General features: G+C 32.9%; 24 protein-coding genes. 16 read left to right on the forward strand and 8 right to left on the reverse strand.

All coding sequences use genetic code 11. The features are described 5' to 3' along the window. Positions 1-14 precede the first annotated feature (14 nt). A complete protein-coding gene (locus A6J74_RS27345; protein ID WP_000966319.1) occupies positions 15-572 on the reverse strand; it encodes a CatB-related O-acetyltransferase in 558 nt (185 codons plus the stop codon). A 139-nt stretch (positions 573-711) separates the two neighbouring features. Between A6J74_RS27345 and A6J74_RS27350 the strand changes: the two genes are divergently transcribed. From A6J74_RS27350 to A6J74_RS27385, 8 genes are all read left to right on the forward strand, one after another. Then, a complete protein-coding gene (locus A6J74_RS27350) occupies positions 712-1,053 on the forward strand; it encodes an ASCH domain-containing protein (RefSeq protein ID WP_001268354.1) in 342 nt (113 codons plus the stop codon). Then, positions 1,050-1,445, forward strand: coding sequence for an NUDIX hydrolase (locus A6J74_RS27355; protein WP_080609740.1), 396 nt, complete (start codon positions 1,050-1,052; stop codon positions 1,443-1,445). The genes A6J74_RS27350 and A6J74_RS27355 overlap by 4 nt, the downstream gene beginning before the upstream one ends. A gap of 86 nt (positions 1,446-1,531) precedes the next feature. Continuing rightward, complete coding sequence (locus A6J74_RS27360) at positions 1,532-2,152, forward strand: acetate uptake transporter (protein ID WP_000070943.1); 621 nt, start codon at positions 1,532-1,534, stop codon at positions 2,150-2,152. A gap of 139 nt (positions 2,153-2,291) precedes the next feature. Continuing rightward, positions 2,292-2,735: a flavodoxin gene (locus A6J74_RS27365; RefSeq protein ID WP_001062761.1), complete on the forward strand. Its 444-nt coding sequence runs from the start codon at positions 2,292-2,294 to the stop codon at positions 2,733-2,735. Between the two features lie 16 nt (positions 2,736-2,751). Beyond that, a complete protein-coding gene (locus A6J74_RS27370) occupies positions 2,752-3,651 on the forward strand; it encodes a WD40/YVTN/BNR-like repeat-containing protein (protein ID WP_000449503.1) in 900 nt (299 codons plus the stop codon). Between the two features lie 216 nt (positions 3,652-3,867). After that, entirely contained in the window at positions 3,868-4,068 is a 201-nt protein-coding gene (gene cspB, locus A6J74_RS27375) for a cold shock-like protein CspB (RefSeq protein ID WP_001179148.1), read from the forward strand. Positions 4,069-4,257: 189 nt separating this feature from the next. Continuing rightward, positions 4,258-5,103 (forward strand): exonuclease, encoded by an 846-nt coding sequence (locus A6J74_RS27380; RefSeq protein WP_000786410.1) that lies wholly within the window; start codon positions 4,258-4,260, stop codon positions 5,101-5,103. 385 nt (positions 5,104-5,488) lie between these two features. Continuing rightward, positions 5,489-5,836, forward strand: coding sequence for a hypothetical protein (locus A6J74_RS27385; RefSeq protein ID WP_000609017.1), 348 nt, complete (start codon positions 5,489-5,491; stop codon positions 5,834-5,836). A gap of 451 nt (positions 5,837-6,287) precedes the next feature. Here the strand turns inward: A6J74_RS27385 and A6J74_RS27390 are convergent, their stop codons facing one another. Both A6J74_RS27390 and A6J74_RS27395 read right to left on the reverse strand, forming a co-directional pair. Next, positions 6,288-7,379 (reverse strand): DUF3900 domain-containing protein, encoded by a 1,092-nt coding sequence (locus A6J74_RS27390; RefSeq protein WP_000345043.1) that lies wholly within the window; start codon positions 7,377-7,379, stop codon positions 6,288-6,290. 114 nt (positions 7,380-7,493) lie between these two features. Further along, complete coding sequence (locus A6J74_RS27395) at positions 7,494-7,820, reverse strand: hypothetical protein (protein WP_000283716.1); 327 nt, start codon at positions 7,818-7,820, stop codon at positions 7,494-7,496. Between the two features lie 381 nt (positions 7,821-8,201). Between A6J74_RS27395 and A6J74_RS27400 the strand changes: the two genes are divergently transcribed. Together A6J74_RS27400 and A6J74_RS27405 are read left to right on the forward strand one after the other, a co-directional pair. Beyond that, the gene (locus A6J74_RS27400; protein WP_000488649.1) at positions 8,202-9,113 is read left to right on the forward strand and encodes a VanW family protein; all 912 of its coding nucleotides are present in this window, start codon (positions 8,202-8,204) and stop codon (positions 9,111-9,113) included. A gap of 174 nt (positions 9,114-9,287) precedes the next feature. Next, positions 9,288-10,196 carry a VOC family protein gene (locus A6J74_RS27405; RefSeq protein ID WP_000249862.1) on the forward strand — a complete coding sequence of 303 codons (909 nt, stop codon included), beginning with the start codon at positions 9,288-9,290 and terminating at the stop codon, positions 10,194-10,196. Positions 10,197-10,243: 47 nt separating this feature from the next. Here A6J74_RS27405 and A6J74_RS27410 read toward each other — a convergent pair whose 3' ends face one another. Beyond that, positions 10,244-10,762: a GNAT family N-acetyltransferase gene (locus A6J74_RS27410; RefSeq protein WP_001100446.1), complete on the reverse strand. Its 519-nt coding sequence runs from the start codon at positions 10,760-10,762 to the stop codon at positions 10,244-10,246. A gap of 314 nt (positions 10,763-11,076) precedes the next feature. Between A6J74_RS27410 and A6J74_RS27415 the strand changes: the two genes are divergently transcribed. Both A6J74_RS27415 and colA read left to right on the forward strand, forming a co-directional pair. Next, positions 11,077-11,754: an MgtC/SapB family protein gene (locus A6J74_RS27415; protein ID WP_000052098.1), complete on the forward strand. Its 678-nt coding sequence runs from the start codon at positions 11,077-11,079 to the stop codon at positions 11,752-11,754. Positions 11,755-11,957: 203 nt separating this feature from the next. Next, on the forward strand, positions 11,958-14,873 hold the full coding sequence (gene colA / locus A6J74_RS27420) for a collagenase ColA (RefSeq protein WP_000679545.1): 2,916 nt from the start codon (positions 11,958-11,960) through the stop codon (positions 14,871-14,873). A 368-nt stretch (positions 14,874-15,241) separates the two neighbouring features. Here the strand turns inward: colA and A6J74_RS27425 are convergent, their stop codons facing one another. After that, positions 15,242-16,495, reverse strand: coding sequence for an ATP-binding protein (locus tag A6J74_RS27425; protein WP_000513031.1), 1,254 nt, complete (start codon positions 16,493-16,495; stop codon positions 15,242-15,244). Positions 16,496-17,132: 637 nt separating this feature from the next. On the opposite strand from A6J74_RS27425, the gene A6J74_RS27430 reads away from it, so the two are divergent. Continuing rightward, positions 17,133-17,573, forward strand: coding sequence for a hypothetical protein (locus A6J74_RS27430; protein ID WP_000773514.1), 441 nt, complete (start codon positions 17,133-17,135; stop codon positions 17,571-17,573). Between the two features lie 387 nt (positions 17,574-17,960). Here A6J74_RS27430 and A6J74_RS27435 read toward each other — a convergent pair whose 3' ends face one another. Further along, positions 17,961-18,314 carry a hypothetical protein gene (locus A6J74_RS27435; protein WP_000473492.1) on the reverse strand — a complete coding sequence of 118 codons (354 nt, stop codon included), beginning with the start codon at positions 18,312-18,314 and terminating at the stop codon, positions 17,961-17,963. A gap of 646 nt (positions 18,315-18,960) precedes the next feature. Between A6J74_RS27435 and A6J74_RS27440 the strand changes: the two genes are divergently transcribed. Both A6J74_RS27440 and A6J74_RS27445 read left to right on the forward strand, forming a co-directional pair. After that, positions 18,961-19,254, forward strand: coding sequence for an ArsR/SmtB family transcription factor (locus tag A6J74_RS27440; protein WP_000209596.1), 294 nt, complete (start codon positions 18,961-18,963; stop codon positions 19,252-19,254). Positions 19,255-19,763: 509 nt separating this feature from the next. Next, positions 19,764-23,030, forward strand: a complete 3,267-nt coding sequence (locus A6J74_RS27445; protein ID WP_000044813.1) for a VaFE repeat-containing surface-anchored protein — start codon at positions 19,764-19,766, stop codon at positions 23,028-23,030. Between the two features lie 101 nt (positions 23,031-23,131). Here the strand turns inward: A6J74_RS27445 and A6J74_RS27450 are convergent, their stop codons facing one another. Then, entirely contained in the window at positions 23,132-23,386 is a 255-nt protein-coding gene (locus tag A6J74_RS27450) for a SunI/YnzG family protein (protein WP_002104927.1), read from the reverse strand. A gap of 257 nt (positions 23,387-23,643) precedes the next feature. Between A6J74_RS27450 and A6J74_RS27455 the strand changes: the two genes are divergently transcribed. Next, positions 23,644-24,387 (forward strand): M15 family metallopeptidase, encoded by a 744-nt coding sequence (locus A6J74_RS27455; protein WP_001220647.1) that lies wholly within the window; start codon positions 23,644-23,646, stop codon positions 24,385-24,387. A gap of 303 nt (positions 24,388-24,690) precedes the next feature. Here the strand turns inward: A6J74_RS27455 and A6J74_RS27465 are convergent, their stop codons facing one another. Beyond that, a complete protein-coding gene (locus A6J74_RS27465) occupies positions 24,691-25,035 on the reverse strand; it encodes an ATP-binding cassette domain-containing protein (RefSeq protein ID WP_002104930.1) in 345 nt (114 codons plus the stop codon). Positions 25,036-25,902: the final 867 nt, after the last annotated feature.

Below are 25,902 nucleotides of genomic sequence, written 5' to 3' on the forward strand. Positions count from 1 at the left end.
TTTATGTGTATCAATCATGTAGATTCTTTTTCGGGTGAGGTGAAAAATTCATTGGTTTTGTTGGAGAGTAGAAATGGAATAGCTCCTTTTATGACAGAAATATCCCAGTCCCACCATGCAAGTTTTTCTAGTTTTTCAATGGTTTCTTGTGAAAAACGATAGCGAACTAGTTTGGCAGGGTTCCCAGCTACAATTGCATATGGAGGTACGTCTTTTGTAACTACACTCTTTGCGCCGATAATGGCCCCGTTACCAATTGTAACACCAGATAAAACGCAGGATTGATAACCAATCCATACATCATTGCCGACTACGATATCACCTTTTGATGAAGGATGACCAGTAATATGTGCTCCTTCATCGAAGAGAGCATTAAATGGGTAAGTCGTTATCCAATCAGCACGATGCTCGCCGCCAAGTATGAAAACGACTTCTTCTCCTAATGAACAAAACTTACCTATTTTCAATTTCGTTTCATCATTCCAAGAAAAAATAGTTGGACCTACTTTACTATAAGTATAATCACCAATATCATATTTACTATATTCAGGTTTTTGATTTAAATATAACATAACAAATTTAGCATCCTTTCTAAAGCAAGTAATGGATATGGAACATTATATGCAAGGTGGAGTAAGGCGAACTGTGTTGTATGAATTAGTAAGATGTAAGTATGTTAGTAGAGAAAATGAATAACGGGGAGTGGAGTGGATGAGATACGAAATGGGGTTATATAATAAACCTTTTCAGTCAATTCAATCAGGAAAAAAGGTATATGAAGTACGCTTATACGATAAAAAACGTCAACTTATAAAACAAGGCGATGAAATTGTATTTACGAACCTTACGACAGCAGAAACGATGGTTGTAAAAGTAACGGAAGTAAAGCGATACGAAAGCTTTAAAGAAATGTACGAGCAAATTGATAAAAAGTTATTGGATTGTGAAAATGATAGTTTAGAGGAAATGTTAGAAAGTACATACAAAATATATACGAAAGAACAAGAAGAAAAGTGGGGAACAGTTGCGGTTCGTATTGAGGTAATAAAATGATGAGAAATCGCGGCGTGGCTATTATTGTACAGGATGGAAAAATTGCTCTAATAAAACGTGTTCGAGACGATGAAGGATATTACGTTTTTCCAGGCGGTGGAATAGAAGAAGGAGAAACATCGGAAGAGGCAACGAAGCGAGAGATATACGAAGAATTAGGGTTACATATAGAAGTAAAGCACCTTATTACAAAGATAAAGTATAAAGGTACCGAATATTATTATGAAGCCTATATTACGGACGGAGTATTCGGAAGCGGAAAAGGTGAGGAGTTTAAGCAGAAAGATAGAGGTTGTTATATTCCGTTATGGATACCGATAAATGAGTTGAAAAATGTGAATATAAAACCTTACGAAGTGGTCGAAAGTATATTCGATTATTATAAGATGTAAGGTCTGACAACATACAAAAAAAACCATTGACATAGCCTGCTGATTTAAGTATTGTATTCGAGTATGTTTATAATCAGGAGGTTTATATGAGCAATCAAACTACTACACATCATGTGAAAATGACAACAGCAGATCCATCTGGAATCGGTCTATTTGGATTAGCAATGGTAACACTTGTAGCATCATCTCAAAAGTTAGGTTTAACAGATGGCGTTTCACTTGTATTACCATGGGCAATCTTTTTAGGGGGATTTGCACAAATCTTTGCATGCATTCACGATGCAAAGCATAACAACACGTTCGGTACGACAGCATTTGGTGCGTACGGCCTGTTTTGGTTAGGTGTTGGAATGACTTGGTTAATTCAACTTGGAGTATTCGGCGAAAAATTAGCCCAAACTGCAGATTCAAAACAGCTTGGTGTAGCCTTTATCGGATATTTAATTTTCACAATCTTTATGACGATTGGTGCAATGGAAACACATAAAGTATTATTTATGATTTTCGTACTTATTGATTTCTTATTTATTGGTCTTTCATTAAGTACTTTAGGTGTTATGCCGCACGCAATGCATAATTTAGCAGCATATTCTGAACTATGTATTTCATTATTATCTTTCTATGGTTCAGCCGCAGCAGTGTTAAATACACACTTCGGAAAAGTTGTTTTACCAGTTGGAAAGCCATTTGGTATTTTTAAAAAGTAATAAAAAAGCACAGGTGATTGTATAGTCATCTGTGCTTTTTTGTATGGAATAAATAAAAATGAAAAATATAATTGAAATTGATTCTCATTATTAATATAATGAGAATGAGAATCATTCATTGCAAGAGGGGGATGCCAAAGTGGCGAAAATTTTAATTGCGTATGCGAGTATGTCAGGAAATACAGAGAGTATTGCTGATTTAATAAAAGTAAGTTTGGATGCTTTTGATCATGAAGTAGTATTGCAAGAGATGGAAGGCATGGATGCTGAAGAATTGCTAGCTTATGATGGAATTATTTTAGGATCTTATACGTGGGGCGATGGTGAATTGCCGTTTGAGGCAGAAGATTTCCACGAGGATTTAGAAAATATAGATTTGTCAGGAAAAAAAGCAGCTGTATTTGGATCAGGTGATACGGCATATGAACTGTTTTGTGAAGCGGTGACGATATTTGAAGAACGTCTTGTAGAACGCGGTGCAGAACTTGTACAAGAAGGATTGAAAATTGAATTATCTCCAGAAGATGAAGAGGATATTGAAAAATGCAGTAATTTTGCAATTGCATTTGCTGAGAAGTTCTAAGAATGGGAGTGTCAACGTGGAGACAATGTTAAGTGCAACTGCTATTACAAAATTAAGAGATGGAAAACTTATGTTAGCTACTACATATGATGGCTTATTTATTGAACAAGACGGAGAATGGAAACAGATTTTAAATGGCTTTCAAAAACGAATTCGGGATTTACATAGCGTAGATAATATAGTTTATGGTGTAGGCGACGAAGGGACTTTTATTCGTAGCATGAATGGTGGAGAGAACTGGACAATTCAGCGTTTTCCAACAAAAGCAACGAGTTGGAATGTGTGTAGTAATGTACAAGGAACTGTCATTGCTCATGGAGATAAAACATTGTATCTTTCTAATAATTTCGGTTCTACATGGGAGACCATTCATCCATTTCTTGATTATGGCAGTGATGCACCGTCTATTCGTTCGTTATTCTTATATAAACATTACTTATTTATTGGTACGAAAATACATGCGAAATATGGTGGTGTTTGGCTTTTTGATTTAGAGAAACGTAAATTAAAAAGAATTAAAATAGCGATGAATCAAATGATTTCTGCGTTGACTCTACATAATTCTTATCTAGTAGCAGCAAGTGGATCGTGTAAAGGAATTGGTGGTAATATTTCTTTTTGTAAAATAGATGAAAGTATTGAGAATGAAAAACTATATTGGCATACATGTCAAAGTGAGCAGAAAGCTAGTAGCTATTTAGACTTAAGTGTAGATCAACATGTGCTATATACGACTTCAACGCAAAATAAGGCGGGCGTTAGCACGGTTTGCCGTGTGCATCTTAATGAAGGGATTGTTACAGTATGTGACTCGGTTAAAGGGCATGGTTGGCGCATTGTTAATCAAAAAGAAGGCTATGTTGTAGCTGGATCAGGTGAATCAAAAGCGATGCAGTGGAAGAAAAAAGTTGTTTAGCAAAAAAAACTTTGCTTTTATTATATTGATATGATATAGTATGTTTAAACCATTTTACTTTTAATAATATAGAGATTTAAATGAGCTGTAACTTCCGAGGAGGATAGCAATGTTAAATCTCCTCAGGGGTTGCAGTTTTTTAATGTCTGGTTTATTATTGTAAGGTGGTTGAAAATGAATATGTACATATAGGTACATTGTAGGAGGATTTTTTTCATGCAAAACGGTAAAGTAAAATGGTTTAACTCAGAAAAAGGTTTCGGTTTCATCGAAGTTGAAGGCGGAGAAGACGTATTCGTTCATTTCTCAGCTATCCAAGGCGACGGCTTCAAAACTTTAGAAGAAGGTCAAGAAGTTACTTTCGAAGTAGAACAAGGTAACCGTGGACCACAAGCTACTAACGTTAACAAGAAGTAATTTTTGAAAAAAAGAAGGGCTCGCCCTTCTTTTTTTTGCGTTCTTATTGAATATCCTCCAATGTACATATGATAATAAGACTGAATTTTTGTTTTTTATACGAGGTATTTCATGCATAAAGTGTATGAATAAATAGATACTGAAAATAAAGTATGTGTGTGAAAAGGATTTTAGAAAGAGGTAAATAAATTGAAAAACGCTACACATTTTATTGTGTTTGATATAGAGAGAAATTTTAGACCGTATAAATCAGAAGATCCGTCAGAGATAGTTGATATCGGAGCTGTAAAAATAGAAGCAAGTACAATGAAGGTAATTGGAGAATTTTCGGAGTTAGTAAAACCGGGTGCACGACTTACTCGTCATACGACAAAATTAACGGGAATTACAAAAAAAGATTTAATTGGTGTAGAGAAATTCCCTCAAATTATAGAGAAATTTATTCAGTTCATTGGAGAAGATTCTGTATTTATTTCATGGGGAAAAGAAGATTATCATTTTCTATCTCATGATTGTACATTACATGGCCTAGAATGCCCGTGTATGGAAAAAGACAGTAGATTTGATTTGCAAAAATTTGTTTTCCAAGCGTATGAAGAATTATTTGAGCATACACCAAGTTTACAATCTGCAGTAGAACAACTCGGTTTAACGTGGGAAGGAAAGCAGCACCGCGCTTTAGCAGATGCTGAGAATACAGCAAATATACTTCTTAAAATATATAGCGAGAGAGATATTAATAAGCGATACAAGAGACATGGTGAGCTTGAACTTGTAAAGAACGGAAAACTAACAGAAAAAGCGAAAAAAAAGATGCGAAAATGGGTGTTTAAAGAACTGAAGAAACATGCAGAACGACCATTTGTGTGGAGTACATTTGAAAGTAGTGAAACGTGGGAAAGTATAACGGAAAGGTATTATATAAGTGAAAATACAGTAGAACTTCTGAAAAAACATTTCCCTACAGCGGTGAGAAAAGCGGAGCGGCAGCTTAAATATTTGGCTGAGATGGAGGAGAATGCACAGTCTAGGTGACATTCTCCTCCATTTCTAGCTATATAAATTTAAAGTCATCGTATTGACGGATGAGTAAAGTATTCAAATTTAATTAGGAATCAATTTGTTGTTGTAATTTGGCTATTATAATTGCTTTGAAAATTAAGGCGTCGTAAGAATTTTAAAATATATTAATAAAATAAGAGCTCATAAAAATGAAAGAGGGTACAGTTAAATGGAAGCAATCTTTAACATTTTAACTGTTTTATTTTTTATATTATATTCACATCACTTTTTATTTTTATTACACTTCCTCTTATAGTAAAAAGGAGTTAGAAAAAGCTTAATATATCTTTAAACCGCGGTGGATTAAAGATTAAAATTGAAGAGTAAGATAAGCGTTATATATATGGGAGATGCGATGATGATAAATTTGGATATCAAAGATATTAACGTAAAGATGGAATTAAACGGTGTCTTTTGGAATGAGGATAGGATTGCTGAAATGATGGTGACTACAACAGCAGAACATTCTCTTATTCTTCATATATTAGTTGACTTAGAAAATAAAACTATTTGTGCGATGAGTGCCACGATAGTGAATGGGTTCTGCCCTCTGTGCAAACAGAGAAGGGACGAATGCAGTGAACTTAATGACCTACAAAATAAAATGGATATTTTAGAAGAAGCCTACGATTGGGTGAGAGAGCATCCAGAATATCGTTTTCAATTATCTTTTTACGAGTACAATAAATTTGAGGTAGTAAAGTGAAATTTTTATTTTAATAACATACATAGTGACTATAAGGAAAAACATCAAAAACTTATAGAAGGACTGGGTCTATTAGTAAAAAGTGAAAAAATTGTAGTACGTTGTATACAAGAACATATTGAAAAGGATATTTCAACTGGAAATATGTTTGTACAACAAGGAACGAATTTATTTAGATACTGCAACAAATTTTATCTTAAATCAAAAAAATTTAATAAATAAGCACATCTTGTTATAAAGCAGAGAAACCGATTCTTAGTAGAATCGGTTTTTAAAGTAAACGTCAAGTAAGTCCAAAATAAAAGAGCGCTTTGTTAATAGCGCTCAGTAAAAAAATAGTTATAGGGAAGCATTTATTCAATGTTAGAATCGAAATTTTTAGTATTGTGTGGTCTCATTTGTAGACACATAGTTGTTATTTAAAACATGTTTATTGGTTACTTGATTTTCTTTATTCAACCCCGTTCGGATCATATGAAAACTGTTGCTTATTCTCAATCCGCTCAATCACATCTTGCAACTCATCTGGCTTCAGAAACTCAATAGGAGAGAAGCCTTTTTCAAACGTAAGTGTATCAGCCTCAATCATTAATACGTATCGGTCATTTACCTTCGCGATATGTATTTGATCTCCGAAATCAGCAAGCAGGGCCTTCACAGAGATATGATCTGCTTTTAGCTTTAATTCCACTTCTGGGGCGTGCTCGACGATTTGAGCGGTAGCTTCCATTACTTCTTCGGTTGAAAATTGTTCCATAATCTCCCGCTTCGGACTGGCAGCCCATACTTCCATTGCTTGGTCGAATTGTTCGCGTTCTTCAGTACCTTCTTCAAATACATCTTCAATTTGGTCGTATACCATGTCCATTACTTGTGTTTTCATAATTTCAGGCATAGAGCGTTCGTATTCGACGAATTTTAAGAAGTCCTCGAAGTAGCGGGCATGTGATGCTTGGTGTATTTTTAGTTCGCCTACTTCAACCATACCTTCTTCAGGCATGTACGGATATTGGATAGATTTCATATTCTTCGTTGTGATGGCCATTTCAACGTTACGAATAAGCGTTGATTCATCTGAAATAGAGGCAACTTTCGGTTCAAAGTCACATTTCATAACGAATACGAACGGGTCATCAAAGTATTTACGTAGTTTTGCTTGAGCAATTAAAAATACACCACCACGAACAGCGCTTGTGTCAAGATATGTATAAACGAGAGGCTCGCTCATATCTTTGAAGTTTTCTTTTGTTTCTGCAAAACGAATACGATTAAATAGGTTGTAATGAGGGTTTGAATCGAGTTCGTGCCCTTCTTCTACAATAAAGCGCCCAATCTTTGTTGGGGCTTGTTCCGTTTTGGCATGACGTTCTACTTTTCGCTTTGAAATTTTTAATAATTCACCATTCAAAAATTCTTTTAAAGAGCTATCTTCATATTCTTCAGCGTCTAATGTTTGAAAATGTTTATAGCGTTTATCAACTGCTTCACCTTTTCCTTCTACTTGTACAACATAAAAAGAAAGATAATTTATTTCAAAATCCATATTTATCACCTTGTTTCATTTCATTAACTCTTATCAGTATAGAGATGGAGAAAACTTTCGTCAATTTATATAAGGAAGGGAAGACCCTTCCTTATATATTTTTTATTTTCAAAATTAAAATCCGTCTTCTAGCGCTGCAAATGGAATGTTAAGTCTGTTTTCTACTGTACGTAAACGTTGGTTTAAGCGATTTAGTCTACGTGTATGGCGCTCAACAGTATTTTCTAATTGACGTACTCTTTGCTCAAGCTCATTTACTCGTCGTTCTAGTTGACGGTTTCCAGTACCAGGGAAAGAGATTGGAAGTTGAAATTGTCTATTTTGGTCATATGGATTAACTTGTTCTGTTTGATCTATATATTGTTGGTATTGTGCTTGTAAATCATATTGAGGCTGATAACCGTATTGGTTATATGGATCATATGGATTGTAGGGATACATAAAAACGTCCTCCATTTCTTTAAAATAGGTTAAATACACGATACTGTATGTGTAAAAGCGGAGCAGTGGCACGGCAAATACCTAAATATATTTACGTGATTTACTTTTATAAATAAGAACAGGGAGTTGTTACATTTGTTTTTCATTTATTTAATGGTATATAATGGATAGAAGGGGAGAGGTTACATAAAGGTTACAAATTTGCTAAACTTACATTTTCATAAAAATATGTATAGACATTTACAAAAGAAAAGAGTAATTTAAATAGAGTAAAAAATAACTTGTAACATTTTATAAACATATTGTAAAATGATTGTAACAAAATATACATAAAAATGAAATAATACATAAAAGCAGTGTTGGGGAAAAGGAGAGAGTATATTGTTCCGTAAAATAAAGGGTATTTTAGTTGGGGTGCTATGCGTAGCTGTAGTGAGTGGTTGTGGTACAAAAGTAAGTGATGTTGCATTAGTAAGTGATATTGGTGGACACACTGTCGCGGCTAAAGCAGAAGTGCAGGATTCTATTAGTTTAGTTGATAGTCGAACAGGTACTGAAGTGAAAAAAATAGATTTGTCTAGTTTAGGCTATTTTGAAGACGAAGCAAAATTTAAAAAATCGGTAACGAAGGTTGCTAGTGAGGTTGGGAAAACCGTTGATAAAAAGATGGTTCCATCACGTATAGCACCTGATGGAAGTTGGCAAGAAGGAAAACCTTCTTATGAATTAATGGAAAAAGAATTAGTAGATAAATTGTTAAATGTTGGTATGTGGGATTCTTCATATCAGTTACCAATCACAGAGAAAAAGCCTACGGCAACATTAAGTGATGCGCAAGGAAGTGGTACGGTAATTGGTAGATATGAAACGAATTTAGGTGGATCAACAGGTGGCCGTATTGAGAATATTCGTTTGTCAGCGGCGAGCATAGATGGAGTTGTATTAGCAAAAGGAGACCGCTTCTCTTTTAATGCATTAATCGGTGATACAACGCCAGATAAAGGATATCAATTAGGAAAAGAAATTGTAGATGGTAAATTAGTAGATGGATATGGTGGAGGTGTTTGTCAAACATCTTCGACTTTATACAATGCAGCAGATCAAGCTGGTTTGAAAATGGTAGAGAGAACGACGCATTCTAAAACAGTTGGTTATGTGCCACAAGGAAGAGATGCTACAATTGCATATCCATACTTAGACTTAGTATTTGAAAATACGAACGACGCACCTGTGAAGCTTTATATGGGCATTCAGGGCGGAAAGTTAGTTGCTGAAGTACATAAAATGAGATAAGAGTTATAAAGTCACTTTTTCTGAAAGTTAGAAGAGGTGGCTTTTTTATTAAGAAAATAAAAATATGCATAAATTCTGACTTTTCTTATTTACATAGGGTGATTTTGGTTGTATTCTTCATAGTAACGGTTATATGTAATGGAAAAATATTGGGATAAGGAGATGGAGTTATCCATGGTACAAATTCATCCGAAAACACGTATTGGTCATGTTGCATTTAAAGTGAAAGATTTAGAACGTCAAATTGCTTTTTATGAGAATGTAGTAGGCTTAGAAGTAATTAAACAAGAGGGGAATAAAGCGTATTTATCTGGAAAGGGTGGTAAGAATACGCTGCTTGTTCTTGAAAAGTTGGAGGATGGGGCACTACAAGAACCACGTACGACTGGTATATATCATGTTGCTTTTTTAGTTCCGACTCGTGAAGCTTTTGCTTCGGCACTATTTGGGGTTCTTCGTAATAAGAATGTAATTGATAGCCCGGCTGAACAAGAAGGGCGTTATACATATTCAAATGAAATTTTACCAATTTCAAGGTTTAATAGTGCAAGTGATCATACGTATAGCGAAGCGTTTTATTTACAAGACTTAGAGGGTAATGGAATTGAAATATATGCAGACCGCCCGCGCGATCAATGGGGAGAAGGACCAGGAGGAAGTACGCCGCTTGATTTAAAAGCATTGGCAACGCTCGTTGATTATGAGTTTGCTGGTTTACCTGCTGATACTGTCGTTGGACACGTACATTTACGAATAGCTGATGTAGAAAAGTCACATGAGTTTTATGTAAAGACGGTAGGCTTTGAGGTACAGCAGCGTGAAGAGGATTGCTTATTTATTTCGGCAGGAGGCTATCATCACCATATCGGTGCAAATACGTGGAACGGAGTAAATAATCCGCACCCACCAACACATGCAACTGGACTAAAGGTATATACGATTGTACTACCGCATAAAGAAGCGTTAGATGAAGTGAAAGAAAGATTAATAGAAAAACAACATGAAATAAATGAAACTACAAATGGATTTACAGTAGTAGATCCAAGTGGTATTACAGTACAGTTTGAAATAGAAGTAGCATAAAACAAGCCAGAAAGTGTGTAATCACTTTCTGGCTTGTTTTTAATTATTCATAGTTCAATCCAATACCTTCTTACAATATTTCCATCTTCCTCAATGAAATCATCATCACGAAGCCCGCCGTTATGTAAGATTGTTTTTTCTGATCCTGTATTCACTTCGTCACAAACGACAAGTACTTTCTCGATGTTTAATTCCTTCGTTTTTTCTAGCGATAACTCTAATAACTTCGTAGCATAACCTTTTCTTCTTTCAGAAGGGCGAATGCCATAACCGATATGACCTCCAGCGTTAAATAAATGTTCGTTTAAACTATGACGTATATTAACAACTCCTACAATTTTATTTTCATCTGTAACGAGCCAATACGTAGAGTCTGGTACCCAAGATTCAGGAAGGTTTACTCCGTTATGTGCATCGAGTAATTCTTGAATCATAGCCGGAAAGTTAGAAGGGGCCTTTGAAATAACCCACGGAATCATCGTTTCACCGCTATCTTTCCATTCGTTATAAAAATCTAAGTATTCTTCTTGTAAATCAGTAGTAGGTGTAATCAAAAAGACATTCATTGCTAGTAAGCTCCTTTTATTTATGTTTTATTTCACAAAAATCAAGGTAGAAAATGAAAGCGTTTTCCGACTTTCTCAACCTCATTTCTTGCACTTCATATGCAATTTTTAACTGAAGATAAGTAAGGTGTTGAACTTAAAGGTTTTTTTTTTATGAGAAATAGGTTATCTTGTTTATGCTAATATTTAAAATATTAGCATAAAAGAGTTGGAATAGTAAGTGAATTTTGATGGAATGTTTTTATATCGATAAATGGATGTGTGTGATAATTTTTGTTTTATCCATCTATAATGAATGAAAGGGGGAAGTGTTCGTGAGCTTACATATTGATTTTATTTTACGAATTGGTATTGCTGGTTTATTAGGAGCAATGATTGGTATTGAAAGGGAAATTCGATCAAAAGAAGCTGGATTAAAGACTCATTTCCTCGTAGCGGTAGGGAGCGCTTTACTAATGGTTGTTTCGAAATATGCCTTTTCAGATATTATGTTTGAAAATCATATGTCCCTTGATCCAAGTCGTATTGCAGCGCAAGTTGTTAGTGGAGTAGGTTTTTTAGGTGCAGGTACAATTATTATTCAAAAACAGGTAGTGAAAGGATTAACTACAGCGGCTGGTTTATGGGCTACAGCAGGAATTGGATTAGCAATTGGAGCGGGTATGTATGTAGTAGGGATTGGAGCTACGATTCTCGTTTTAATTGGGTTAGAGATTGTAAGTCGTATTTTTAAAGTGCGATTTTTATTTCCGCAAAATATAGCAGTGCAAATTTGTATGAATAAACATGAAACGATACAACAAATATTAGAGAAGCTTCATATGAAAGGTATTCCAATACTTTCATATGAAGTGGAATCTTTACAGCAAGATACAGGTGTAGTTTATAAGGTAGGAATGCAGCTGAAAAATATATCACCTGAAGAAAAGAATGCATTCATTCAATATATACAAACATTACCAGAAATAACATTTGTAAAGTTAAATTCATAGCGTTGAAAAAGAGGTTAGATGTAGCAGAAATTTCGCTATTATCTATCCTTTTTTGACACAAATCGCATGGAGAGTCAAGCGTTAATTTTACTATGAATGGATACATATGTGAACGTTACCTTATTTTTTCTCAATACAGAACAAAAAGTCAGAATAGTAAGATATTAGTGTAGGAAACTAAAAAATGTAAGGTAGGGGAGAGTATGAAAGGCTATTCAAAAAAAGTTTTAGTAGGGGTAAGTTTTGCTAGTTTACTGTTAGGGAGTTTTCAAGGGAGCATATCGGCGGAAAATACTAAGGAAGAGCAAGTTTCTTATCGAAATGTGCTCAAAATGGAGCCAGTTGGTGTACAATTGCCAGTGCAAGAATTAGCTCATTCATCAAAAGTGCTAGAAAATAAGTCTTTTGAAAAAAGGCTACAATTTGCTGATTTATCGCAAAGACCGCCAGAAGTCAAAAAAGAAAGTAAACAATTAGCTGTAGCGAAAACTTATACAATTGCTGAATTAAATCAATTAAGCAATCAGCAATTAGTAGATTTACTTGTAACAATCGACTGGGAGCAAATTACGGGGTTATTTCAGTTTAATAAAGACAGTCTAGCATTCTATCAAAATGATAGTAGGATGCAGGCGATTATTGATAAATTAAAGCAGCAAGGGCAAACTTATACGCAAGATGATTCAAAAGGGATTGAGACATTAGTAGAGGTATTGCGATCCGGGTTTTATTTAGGATTTTATAATACAGAATTAAGTAAACTGAATGAACGAAGCTATCATGATAAATGCTTACCTGCATTAAAAACGATTGCGAGCAACCCGAATTTTAAGCTCGGTACATTAGAACAAAATAGAGTTGTATCATCATACGGAAAATTAATAGGAAACGCTTCGAGTGATGTGGAAACGATAACATCGGCTGCGAAGATTTTTAAACAATATAATGATAGTTTTTCTACATTGGTAGATAATCTTTCAGCTGGAAATGCGATTTACGATATTATGCAAGGTGTGGATTACGATATTCAATCATATTTGTACGATACGAGAAAAGTACCGAAAGATACAGTATGGTATCAGAAAATAGATAGTTATATTAATGAGCTAAGTCGTTTTGCATTAATGGGAACGATTACAGCGAAAAACGGATGGCTTATTAACAATGGCATTTATTATACAGGTAGACTCGGTACGTTCCATAGTACAGGGACGAAAGGGTTACAAGTTGTAACAGATGCGATGAATATATACCCGTACTTAGGGGAGCAATATTTCGTAGCAGCTGAGCAAATCGCGACAAATTATGGCGGAAAAGATGCAAATGGAAATATGGTTAATTTAGATCAAATACGAGAAGATGGTAAGAAAAAATATTTACCGAAAACGTATACGTTTGATGATGGTGCAATTGTTTTAAAAGCTGGAGATAAAGTGACTGAGGAAAAAGTAAAACGTCTATATTGGGCAGCGAAAGAAGTGAAGGCACAATTCCATCGTACCGTTGAAAGTGACCAGCCATTAGAAAAAGGGAATCCAGATGATGTATTGACGATGGTTATTTATAATAGTCCAGCAGAATATCAATTTAATCGTCAATTGTACGGGTATGAAACGAATAATGGTGGTCTTTATATAGAAGGAACAGGTACATTCTTTACTTATGAACGTACACCACAAGAAAGTATTTATAGTTTAGAAGAGTTATTCCGACATGAGTTCACGCATTATTTACAAGGTAGATATGAAGTGCCAGGACTATGGGGACAAGGTAAGATGTATGAAAATGAAAGATTATCTTGGTTTGAAGAAGGAAATGCTGAATTTTTTGCAGGAGCAACGAGAACGGATAATGTTGTACCGAGAAAGAGCATTATAGGAGGATTATCTTCAAATCCAGCAGAGCGTTATACGGCCGAGCGAACGTTAAATGCAAAGTATGGAACGTGGGATTTCTATAATTATTCCTTCGCTTTACAATCGTACATGTACAATAAGAGGTATGATATGTTTGATAAAGTTCATGACCTTATTAGGAAAAATGATGTGACAGCATATGATGCATATCGCTCTGCGTTAAGTAAAGATACGAATTTAAATAAAGAGTATCAAGACTATATGCAAATGTTAGTTGATAATCGTGATAAATATAATGTTCCGTTAGTATCAGAGGATTATTTAGCAACGCACGCATCGAAACCAGTTTCAGATATTGCAGCAGAAATTACGGCGGAAGCAAATGTAAAAAATGTATCTGTAAAGAAAAATAAATCACAGTTCTTTAATACATTTACACTACAAGGAACATATACAGGTACTGCTGCAAAAGGAGAATATGAAGACTGGAAAACAATTACACAAAAGGTGAATGATACGTTAAAACGTTTAAGTACAAAAGAATGGACAGGCTATAAAACAGTAACAGCTTATTTTGTGAATTATCGTGTGAATGCATCAGGACAATTTGAGTATGACGTTGTGTTCCATGGTATGAATACAGAAGAAGGAGCTGTGAATAAAGCGCCGGTCGCAGTTATAAATGGTCCGTATAGCGGAAATGTGAACGAAGCAATCTCTTTTAAAAGCGATGGTTCAAAAGATGAAGATGGAAAAATCGCTTCTTATAAATGGGAGTTTGGAGACGGTACTGTAAGTAATGAACAAAACTCAACGCACATTTATACAAAAGAAGGAACATATACAGCGAAATTAACAGTAACAGACGATAAGGGAGCAACTAATACTGCTACAACGAGTGTGACAGTTAAAAAGAAAGAAGATAACAGTGTAGAAAAAGAGCCAAACAATTCATTCCAAACCGCAAATAAACTGCAGTTGAATCAAATTTTACGTGCTAGTTTAGGAAATGGTGATACAAGTGATTTCTTTGAAATAAATGTAGAAACAGCTAAAAACCTTCAAATCAATGTAACGAAAGAAAATAATATTGGAGTAAACTGGGTTCTTTATTCAGAAGCAGATTTAAATAATTATGTTACGTATGCCCAGCAACAAGGAAATCAACTAGTAGGTAGCTACTATACGTATCCAGGGAAATATTATTTACATGTGTATCAGTATGGTGGGGGAACAGGGAATTATACGGTAGAAGTGAAGTAGTAAAAGGGAAATTGTTTTTTCGATGAATAGCAAAAAGATCTATGCTTTTAATGAAAAAACAACTGTAGACAATGACTCTAATGGCATTAACAGATTAAGTGTCGAGAGATCTTATATTTAAATTAAACAAATCTGAACAGTAAATGAGATGAAATCGATAAATTATTAGTTCATCAAAATGTAAGAAAAGTAGTGAATTTTAAGTACGTTTAATTAAAGGATCAGAGTTTATCTGTTTTTACAGATAAACTCTGATCCTTATTATTTGAAAGTAAGATAATTGATACGTAAGGTAGCGGGATTTTTAAAATTCATTTATTTAAAAAGTTAAGTAGAAAATTTTTATCATCTAAATAACTTTCATTACATTAGCAGGGGATACTAATAGAAAAGCGTGTCCCTTTACCTAATTCACTCTCTATCTCTATATCTCCGTTTAATTCTTTAATAATACTGTAAGCAATCATAGTACCAAGTCCAGTCCCTTTTTCTGTTGTTGAATAAAACGGCAAAGCAATTCGTTTTATTTGTTGAGATGACATTCCAACACCTGAATCAATAATATCAACTATAATATTACCTTTTATTTTTTGTATATTTATTTGTAATACTCCACCATTTTTCATAGCCTCAATTCCGTTTTGTATGATGTTGTTTAGACAGAGTCTGAATTTTTCGGGGTCCCCATTTATATAAAAGGAATCTGTACTATTTTGTTTTATGTCAACTTTGTATGATAGAGCGAGTGGTGAAATAGTTTCTTTCACCTGATTTAATATGTAATTAATATCTATTTTCTCTTTTAGGGTGTTCTTTGGTTTGGTTAAAGATAAATAGTTATTGATAGTAGATTGTATTTGCTGCATTTCAATTAACATGATTTCTAAGTACTGATCCTGAGATAGCTTAGAGGCATGTTTTTCATTTAATAATTGAGTGAATCCATGAACCGTGGTTAGTGGATTGTGGATTTCGTGTGCAATTGACGCCGCTAGTTCGCTAACTATATAAAATTTTTCAGCCCGTTGCAGTTTTTCTTTCATTTTATATTTCTCAATCATTCCCTCTATTAAATAAACTGATAATAATAATGTGAAAATATTAATGATTATATAATTTAATAAAAATTCTATGAGAGTAGCGTCTATTTTACCTCCTGTATTTATTTGAGTTACAATACCGCAGATAGAAAGTGAAGCTGTACATACTAAAATAAGGAGTAAGCTTAATAATATCTTTTTTTCTTTAAAATGCATAGGTAATAAGTAACGGAAGAGCATTGTTATACCAGAAATAATTGTAAAGATAATAAATGATGGAAGAACGCCATTTCCACCTAAGTAAAAGCGATAAGAAAGATATAAAATTCCTATAAGAACAATGTTTTTTGTATTTCCATACAGAAAAACTAATATGATAGGAATAAAACGTAAATCATAAATAAAGCCAGCATGTAAATGAAAAGGAAAAGTCATACAAAAAATAATAGCAATAGAGGAGAGAGTAGAAATTAACATATTATTACATGTTATTTTTTCTCTAAATTCTAGCCAAAATACGTGATAGCTAAGGATACAAATTATTATAATAAAGGTATTTAATAAGAGAGTAGAAATTCCCATAGTTTTGCATCTCCGATAGTTTGTAAGTAGGATTATGTATAAGTTGGACCTAGATGTTTAGTATTAGTAGACTTTCTATCTAAAAAAGGAAGGGTACTTGAAAAAATGTTATTATATTACTCGTATTAGAATTGATGAGGAAGATAGAAAAAATAATAGATAAAAAATCTACTTGAATTTATGTACATATGAAATTAGAAAATAACTTTTGTATAGATAAAATTGGGATTGAATTACTGGTAAAATAATGGGTTTCTGAGTGTGAATATTCTGTGAAAACAATATATATGACGACCATTGTTTTGTAGCTTTCGTTATATTAACATGGAATTTACCGAATTACAAAGTGAAAATTTAAAATTTTTTTATTCATATAATTTATATGAAATGAAAACACTGTTCACTCGAGTATTGTGGTAATGAATCGTATACATTTTGTGTGAAAAAACCTTTGAAATTAACATGTTCTTTTTTATAAAACATAATACTGTAGCTTTATCTATGTGAGTTACTCAATAAATATTAATACGTAAAGTTATTATATGTATATTTAAGGATATGAATTATTACATAAAAACGCACTTAAAAAAGAATGTATGATGGTAATAGAATACAAACATCAAGGGGGAACTTTAAAATGAAGTTAAATAAACTAGTGCTTAGTTGTGGAGTGATTTCGGCATTAACACTTGGTGTGTTAGGGAATAATACTTATGCTGAAGAAGTGCACAAAACGAATGATGCAATTAATATAGTTGAACACGTTCCTGCAGACATATTATTAACTCAAACAATGGATTATAGTGGAGAGGCTGTCACTTCTTTTGTATATAATGGGAGTACTGATTTAAGCTTCTTTATGAAAAATAATGGCCAAAATACAATGGGGTATAGTGTAAAAGGCCCAAATACGGAGTTAATTGTTGGTGGTTATATAAAACCTGGAGAACAACAAATTAATGTTACAAATGTACGGAATGCTTTATCTCCATTACCGATTGGAACATATAAAATTTACGTTTCAAATGATGATGGTTCTAAGGGACAATTCCAAGTTGCAGTAAGATCTATGAATTAAATTTAAAAAAACTTGTTTATGAGCTGATTTAATTTTTACCTTCTGGAAAGAGATGATATTGACCCGAGAGTCCCCCATAAAAGTAAAAACGAGCATCCTTATGTAATTGTGAGAGGGTGCTCGTTTTTTGTTATGAAACAGAAAAGAATTACTTCCAACCACTTATAAAGACATTTTGATATTTTCTTCGCTAATCTACTAGTTTGTGTAAACGAGAGAATATCCATTATGAAAGATTTCAAAATAAAGGTGACTTAACATGCAGCTAAATTATATTGGGAAATAGAAAAACCACTCTTATAGGAGTGGTTTCTAATCATTATTTTTAGGCTATACATTTAAAATTAGGCTAAGTTATAGAAATAATAAATATTTTATTCGTTGTTATTATTTTGGTTCTGGATAATGATTGTAGTATGAGATTCTAATAAATTCTTGGTAGACATTTGTTAATTTAGCATTTCTAAGAGCATCGTTGAATTTTTGCATACGTACACTACCTTGAGCGTAGCCCCCACCAGGAGTATAAGGATTTCTAGCTTCAAAGTCATCCATAAATACTTTTAATTTTTTATAGTCTTGAGATTGATAGAAAGCCGCGGCCTCTTCAGGAGTGACATCAAAGTAAGAGGATGATGTTGAGTTATAAGAAGCTGCTTGAGCAGTAGGTGCCTCTAGCATAGTTGTAGCTCCACCGAACATAGTAAGCGCCATAGAAGATACAATAATTTTTTTGAACATAATAAAACCTCCATGTAGAATATTTGGATTAATAGCAACCCTGTAATCATTATAGTTACAATTAAAATGGTTATCAAATGCAATGTTGCATAATTTATTCTTTGAATGAGAAGTTCCCCTTATATCTAAATGGAGGAGTGTAATAAGGAATTAATAGATTAAAAGAGGGGTACATATTATTCGAGGTAACAAGAAAATGAAATGAAAAGGCTATTTTTTAATTGGGGAAAGTTAAAAGTCCCTGTTATTAAAGAGAGGGACTTTCACAAAGGAATGAGAATTAACAGCTGAAGGTATCGTTATTGGGAATTTAATTTCGTTTATTTGTGTTGAGAAATAAATAGTATAAGTTGTATAAGGCGAAATGAAGGAAGATTTCTTATAGATTTTTCGCTTAACAAAGTATGTTAAACCTTGCTCAAAATCATGTAATAGACTATGAAATAATCTTTCTAAAATATAGTTTGGCTGAAAATTAGAGGACATTAATTCAATGAAGTAGTAATTACTGTTTTTCAGGATAGGGGTCTTTTTTTTATTTAATAAAGAGAATATATTTTCTCAACAGGACAAATGGTAATCATCTATAAGTACTACTTATAAGGATAATAGGAAAATAGAAATAAATAATAAAGGAGAATGTGAAATGACAACATTACTATCTAATAGAAATCGAGTTAAAATCAGTGAAGAAGATGTAGATGTATTAAAGGTAATGGCACATCCCGTTCGATTACAAATTGTAAATGAATTAATGCACCATAAAATGTGTAATGTTACACAGTTAACGAAAATATTAAAACTCCCGCAATCCACTGTTTCACAGCATCTATCAAAATTAAAGGGAACCGTACTCCGTGCAGAAAGACGAGGATTAGAGATGCATTATTATATTGATAATGCTAAGGCCCGCCAGATTATAGGGATTTTAGGTTTTTAGGTTCATACTACGTAAAAAGTTTCCTCATATAAAATAGGGAACTTTTTTTGTTGAACAAATTGTACATATTTATAAATAAAATGGAAAGAAGTAAACTAGTAATTTAAATAGTGGCCTCTTTTAAAGATAATTAAATATGCCAAAATATATGATTACAAAGCGAAACTTTTGATGCCTTTTTTTATTTATTAGGTAAAAGCAATTGGGTGGATTTTCTTACAGTAATGGTTGGATAAAATAGAAGATTACTAACTTGAACAAAAGAACTACTAGTTACATATTTAACATACATATTTATCTGGTTAATTGCAGTCGTGTTTTGGAATCTGTATATAGTAAACTCATTTAAAAACTTGAAAAATATTAAAATGTGTAAATTTTATGACTATTTAGCCAATTTTGTTTAATATTTGTAATTTGTTGTTTTATAATGATAATCGGGTTGCTCGTGAATGTTTTAGATATTGCGATATATACTCAGATAAATTTATTTTAGGGAGGTTTCAGAATTGAGTAAGAGAGTTATTATAAGAGTTTTTACATTATTATCAGTACTGGCATTATTCCTTAATGTGTTTTTACCAAGGGCTAGTGCAGAAGTTATGACGCATGAAAAATATTCAATGGACTGGAGTTATAGTAATAGTCTAGGTAAGTACATTCGAACTGAAATTATTAAAAATTCAAGTGGTCAAATTGCTTATTGCTTAACTCTTGGATTAAAATCACCAAATGGTGAAGATCTTCCTGAAATGGGGAAAACAGATAATGTAGTATATAAGGTCTTATTAAATGGTTTCCCACAAAAAAGTACTGAACAGCTGGGAGTAGCTAATAAAAATGAAGCGCATTATGCAACTCAGCTTGCGGTCTGGAATGCATTAGGACAACTTGATGTAAATGAATTAAAACATGAGAATAAAAATGTTGAAAAAGCAGCTAAGGCTATTATTAGTAATGCTAATAATAGTGAAGAGACGCAAGATATTTTTATGAATGTGATTCCTGCTGAAAAGCAAAAAGCAGAATTAAAGGGTGAGTTCTTTGAAACGAATCTATACACAGTGCAAACAAATGCTAAGAGTGGTTCTTATAAGGTAGTAGCGAAAAATGCCCCTAATGGAGTTAAAATTGTTAGTGAAAATGGTGAAGTGAGAGATCAGCTTTCAGTTGGGGAAAAATTCCGTATCCAAATTCCTAAGAACACAAAAACAGGTGAATTTAATTTAAGTGTTGCTGCTAATTTAACTAAAGTTCAAGCAATTGCTTACCGCGGCACGGATACTGTTCAGAATGCTACAGTATTATTAGAAAGAAATGAAGAAAAGCTTAGTGGTGATCTTGCAGTAAATTGGGAAGCAACTGGTTCTTTAAAAATTAAAAAGGTTGGAGAAAATGGGGAAGTTCTAGCTGGTGCAGTATTTGAAGTCTTTAATGCAAATAATGAATCAGTTGGAAAAATCACGACTGGTGCTGATGGTACTGCAGAATTAAATAACCTACAAATTGGTACATATACAGTAAAAGAAATTAAAGCACCAACAGGTTATGTTTCAGGTGATAAACCACAAACTATTGAAGTTAAAACAGGGGAAACAGGAGCTGTTCAAGTAGTAAACAATAAAGTAAAAGGTAACATCGAAATTAAAAAACTTAGTGATTCAGGAAAGGTTTTACCAAATGTTGAATTCACAGTCTTCACTGAAGATGGAAAAGAAGTGAAAAAAGTAGTAACAAAAGAAAATGGAATTGCAAACGTTGAAGGTCTTACGTATGGTAAGTATTATTTCTTAGAGACAAAAACACTTAATGGATATATTGAAAATAAAACAAAGTATCCTTTTGAAATTAAAGAGCACAATAAAACACTTACTTTTACAGTGGAAAATACCGAAGTAAAAGGTAGTGTAAAATTACTTAAAGTAGATAATGAAGATATCAGCAAAAAATTAGAAGGTGCAGTATTCGAGTTAAAAGATGCAAGTGGGAAAGTTATTGGTGAATATAAGACAGATAAAAATGGTGAAGTTAACGTCAAAAATTTAGCATATGGTAAATATTCATTTGTAGAAAAGGCTTCTCCAAATGGTTATGTTCTTATTAAAGAACCAATTGTGTTCGAAATAAAGGAACATGGGAAAATTATTGAGTTATTAGCAGTTAATCATCTTATCAAAGGTGATCTAGAAATTACAAAAGTTGATGTAGCTGATGGAAACAACAAACTTCCAAATGCAGAGTTTACTATTTATAATGAAGCAGGAAAAGAAGTAGTAAAAGGAAAAACAGACGATAAAGGTATCGCGAAGTTTGAAAAGTTACCATTTGGAAAATACACATATAAAGAAACTGTTGCACCAAAAGGTTATGTATTGAATGAAGAAACGTTCTCTTTTGAGATCAAAGAGAATGGTCAAATCATTAAACATATTGTCAAAGATGAAAAGATTCCTTCAATAAAAACAACAGCTACTGATAAAACTGATGACACAAAAGAAATGCACACTTCTAAGTCTGTAACAATCCAAGATAAAGTGGAATACAAAGACCTACAAGTAGGTAAAGAGTACACTTTAAAAGGTAAATTAATGGATAAAAAGACTAATAAACCATTAGTTGTAAATGGTAAAGAAGTAACTGCTGAAACTAAGTTTACATCAAAAGAAGCAAACGGATCTATCACACTAGATTTCACTTTTGATGCAACTGGTTTAGAAGAAAAGGAAGTAGTAGTATTCGAAGAGTTACTGAAAGACGGAAAAGTTGTTACGACACATACTGATATCAATGATAAAGGTCAAACAGTTAAGTTCGTTAAGCCATTAGTAAAAACAACTGCTACAAACAAAGCTGATGGTGGAAAAGAGATTCATGCAAAGGATGCTATCACTATCCAAGATAAAGTGGAGTATACTAACTTAGTTGTTGGTAAAGAGTACACTGTAAAAGGGAAATTAATGAACAAAGCTATTAACGAACCATTATTAATTGGTGGTAAAGAAGTAACAGCTGAGACTAAATTTATTGCAAAAGAAAAGAATGGTTTTGTAACATTAGACTTTATTTTCGTTGGTGCTGAGCAGCAAGGAAGAGAAGTAGTCGTGTTTGAAGACTTGTTACATGAAGGTCAAGTAATAGCAACTCACGCTGACATTAACGATGTAGGTCAAACAGTTCAATTTGTAGAGCCTTCTATTAAAACGACAGCTACAAACAAAGCTGATGGTTCTAAAGAGTTAGATGCTTCTAAATCTGTAACAATCCAAGATAAAGTGGAATACAAAGACTTAATCGTAGGTAAAGAGTACGTTGTAAAAGGCAAACTAATGGATAAAGCAACAAAAAAACCATTAGTAGTTGATGGTAAAGAAGTAACAGTAGAATCTAAATTTACAGCAAAAGAAAAAAATGGTTCTATCACACTAGATTTCACATTTAATGCTTCTGCATTACAAGGTAAAGAAGTGGTAGTGTTTGAAGAATTGTATCAAGATAATGTCTTGGTAGCTATACATGTTGACATCGAAGATAAGGGGCAAACAGTGAAATTTAAAGAAGTAAAACCGGAACAACCAAAACCTAATCAACCAAAACCAGATCAGCCGCATCCAGATAAAAGCATTCCAACACCAGAACAACAAAAAGCAGAAAAGACATTAAAATCAGGAATATTACCAGTTACAGGTGGAGATTTATCCATGTGGATCTCAATGGGCGTTGGCCTTTTATTATTAGCTCTTGGAACTGTATTATTTATCAAACGTAGAAACGCATAATAACTATATCATTTTTACAAAGAAGGTCTTCTAATAATTAGAAGACCTTTCATTTTTGAACTTAACTCGGATTTTGTTTGAGTCAGTTTGGACATTCGATTTTAAGCGTGAATAGCATTTAAAATCGAAAATTTATTCGTAGTAAATAATACATAATTTTGTTTTACCGTTTTAATTAAAATACGATCCGTTGTACCATATGCTGTTCCAATACGAATCACATTTGATTCTTCAACGCCAGCATAGGTAGAATCTTCGATAACCTCAATCACATCACCTAATGGAATCGTAACCTTCGCCAACTGCCATGAAATAATTAACTCTTCCTTTGTTTTTTTTACATGAATACCTAGCATCATACCAAGACCTTTCTATAATAGAATGCTACACTTTTCATCTTATTATACAAATTTTCAGATTGTTTTTCTATATGTAGGAATAGAATGGATTTTATATATTGGAATCTTAAGAGTGGCAAAGAAATAGGAAGATATACTGTCATTTTAGTAAGGAATACTGTATGAAGAAAAGTTCACGTCAAATTAATATGGATTTGATATGGTTCAAGTATGATGAACGAGAAACAGTAAGCGTGTTAGGAAGGAAATGAATAATGAGAATTAAATTAGTAGGGATTTTCACTTGTATGATTGTGATACTAGGTGTCTTTATCGTTTACACCAATCAATCTATTGGTAAAGAACCAGAAAAGACAAATTATGAAACTCGTGAAAACTCCATAAATAATGAGAATAATAGTAAGCAAAATGGGACTTCAAATAAGATAGCAAGTTCTTTTGCTAGTATACAGGCTGTAGTAAATAAGGAATATGGATTGCCCGAAGACTATAAGCCAAAGGATTTAGTAGTACCGAATGTACCATTCTCATTTAGTGGAACGGTAGAAAAGAGTTATCTGCGTAAAGAAGCAGCTGAAGCGCTAGAAAAGTTATTCCTTCTAGCTAAGCAAGAGGGGATCCAGTTGAATGCTGTTTCAGGGTTTCGTTCCTATGAATATCAAAAAACTCTGTATGCCAACAATGTTAAAAAGAAAGGACAAGAGCATACGGATCGTTTCTCGGCAAAGCCTGGACATAGTGAACATCAAACAGGATTAACGATGGACGTTTCATCTAAAAGTGCAAATAATGAACTAGAGCTAGCGTTTGCGAACACGAAGGAAGGCAAATGGTTGAAAGAAAATGCGCATCGTGCAGGATTTATCATTCGTTATTCTAAGGGGAAGGAAAGTATTACAGGTTATGCATATGAACCTTGGCATATTCGCTATGTAGGACATATTGCTGAAAATATATATAAGAAAAACCTGACTTTAGAAGAATATATGAATCTGTGAAAATAGAATTGAAAAGTTAAACTGTATTTAATGTTTAAGAATCCTACTTTTCTTATTAAAAGGCCTAATTTCTCAATGTATTATAGAGAAACTAGGCCTTTTTCATCATTTTATCAAAGTATTTTTCAGTTAATGATTCGATGTACTGATTATATTTTCAAGTGTTCGCTTTGAGCTACATAGATATAGTTTTTGTTGCAACTGTTTGTTGAAATACCTTATCATGCTCAACAATAACCATTGTGGGATTAAATTGTTGAATAAGCTCTTCAATCTGCATACGCGAATAGATATCTATAAAATTTAGTGGTTCGTCCCATATATATAAATGAGCTTTTTATAGAATATTTCACGTAGAAATTCCCGATCTTCTGCTTGGGGACAAATTTCTTCAAGGATTTCATGAGTAAGTTTGTTCTTATCTGCAACAGGATAGGGGAAGTAATTGAATTCTACTGAAGCAAGGATTTTCCCACTATACTCATAATTCCCTAACAATAAATTAAAGAATGTCGTTTTACCTCGTCCGTTTCTACCGATAAATCTCAGTTTCCAATCCGTATCTATTTGGAAGTTTACACCTTCAAAAATAGTATCAAAGCTACGTGGGTATGAAAAAGTTAAGTCTTGGACTTTTATCATTGACATAATAATTCCTCCTTTATATATCGAAACGTTTCATATAAAGGAGGAACATCCATCCATTTTTTAATTCCTCTATATAAGTTTGATGGATATTAACGACTTATATAGAGCATTACATGTGTAATAATAGTGTCTGAAGTACTCATTTTTTTCGCTCCTTTATTTGTTAGGTGTATGTAACAATTAATAAGTTTCAACTAACATAAAACGGGAATAAAAAAATCCCCCAATTTGTAATCGGAGAGATTAGTCTTTCGTCTATAATTAATAAGTACTTATTAATTATTTGAATCATGACAAATAAAGTATGAACTGAATTTTAAAAATGGATAGACTAACCCTATATTTTGTAGTTTGAAGTTATAAAATTCAACTTAAAATATAAATTAGTTAATCATTATTCATCCATCATTCCTTTCATAATTCTATTTTTAAAGTAACATTCTTTTTTGAGATGCAATATCAGAATCAGCTTCACCTAATCCTAAATCATTTATAATTCTTTGAGTAAGGAAATAAAACATTACCTTCTTTTTATAAATATCGTATTATTGTTCAATATTTCATGCCTTTTGTCCATTAAAAGGGGAGAGATTTGAAATTGACATCAATCTTAGTTGTAACTATAATAGTTACAGTTAGTTTCGTAAATTAATTCGAATTTCCATGTTAATGATAGTATATTTTCATTTCTTTTAAGTGTGATAGTTAGCAACTAAATATAATCCAATAGAGGATTATATTCTATCTCATATTTAAAGAGTAGTTAAGTTGTACCATCCAAATTTACTATGCACAACACTTAAAAAACTACATTTTTCAACTTATCCTTTTTGGAATCCTCGGTATTAAAAATTGTAAACATATACA

It is taken from the genome of Bacillus sp. FDAARGOS_235, assembly GCF_002073415.2.
Lineage (GTDB): Bacteria > Bacillota > Bacilli > Bacillales > Bacillaceae_G > Bacillus_A > Bacillus_A toyonensis.

Excerpts from the sequence above, each read along its gene's own strand:
- A6J74_RS27390 (WP_000345043.1), bottom strand. The coding sequence starts at position 7,379 with ATGGATTTTGAAATAAATTATCTTTCTTTTTATGTTGTACAAGTAGAA.
- A6J74_RS27450 (WP_002104927.1), bottom strand. The coding sequence starts at position 23,386 with ATGCTAGGTATTCATGTAAAAAAAACAAAGGAAGAGTTAATTATTTCA.
- cspB (WP_001179148.1), top strand. The coding sequence starts at position 3,868 with ATGCAAAACGGTAAAGTAAAATGGTTTAACTCAGAAAAAGGTTTCGGT.
- A6J74_RS27395 (WP_000283716.1), bottom strand. The coding sequence starts at position 7,820 with ATGTATCCCTACAATCCATATGATCCATATAACCAATACGGTTATCAG.
- A6J74_RS27430 (WP_000773514.1), top strand. The coding sequence starts at position 17,133 with ATGAAGTTAAATAAACTAGTGCTTAGTTGTGGAGTGATTTCGGCATTA.
- A6J74_RS27405 (WP_000249862.1), top strand. The coding sequence starts at position 9,288 with ATGGTACAAATTCATCCGAAAACACGTATTGGTCATGTTGCATTTAAA.
- A6J74_RS27360 (WP_000070943.1), top strand. The coding sequence starts at position 1,532 with ATGAGCAATCAAACTACTACACATCATGTGAAAATGACAACAGCAGAT.
- A6J74_RS27345 (WP_000966319.1), bottom strand. The coding sequence starts at position 572 with ATGTTATATTTAAATCAAAAACCTGAATATAGTAAATATGATATTGGT.
- A6J74_RS27350 (WP_001268354.1), top strand. The coding sequence starts at position 712 with ATGAGATACGAAATGGGGTTATATAATAAACCTTTTCAGTCAATTCAA.
- A6J74_RS27440 (WP_000209596.1), top strand. The coding sequence starts at position 18,961 with ATGACAACATTACTATCTAATAGAAATCGAGTTAAAATCAGTGAAGAA.
- A6J74_RS27455 (WP_001220647.1), top strand. The coding sequence starts at position 23,644 with ATGAGAATTAAATTAGTAGGGATTTTCACTTGTATGATTGTGATACTA.
- A6J74_RS27385 (WP_000609017.1), top strand. The coding sequence starts at position 5,489 with ATGATAAATTTGGATATCAAAGATATTAACGTAAAGATGGAATTAAAC.
- A6J74_RS27465 (WP_002104930.1), bottom strand. The coding sequence starts at position 25,035 with ATGTCAATGATAAAAGTCCAAGACTTAACTTTTTCATACCCACGTAGC.
- A6J74_RS27355 (WP_080609740.1), top strand. The coding sequence starts at position 1,050 with ATGATGAGAAATCGCGGCGTGGCTATTATTGTACAGGATGGAAAAATT.
- A6J74_RS27435 (WP_000473492.1), bottom strand. The coding sequence starts at position 18,314 with ATGTTCAAAAAAATTATTGTATCTTCTATGGCGCTTACTATGTTCGGT.
- A6J74_RS27410 (WP_001100446.1), bottom strand. The coding sequence starts at position 10,762 with ATGAATGTCTTTTTGATTACACCTACTACTGATTTACAAGAAGAATAC.
- colA (WP_000679545.1), top strand. The coding sequence starts at position 11,958 with ATGAAAGGCTATTCAAAAAAAGTTTTAGTAGGGGTAAGTTTTGCTAGT.
- A6J74_RS27425 (WP_000513031.1), bottom strand. The coding sequence starts at position 16,495 with ATGGGAATTTCTACTCTCTTATTAAATACCTTTATTATAATAATTTGT.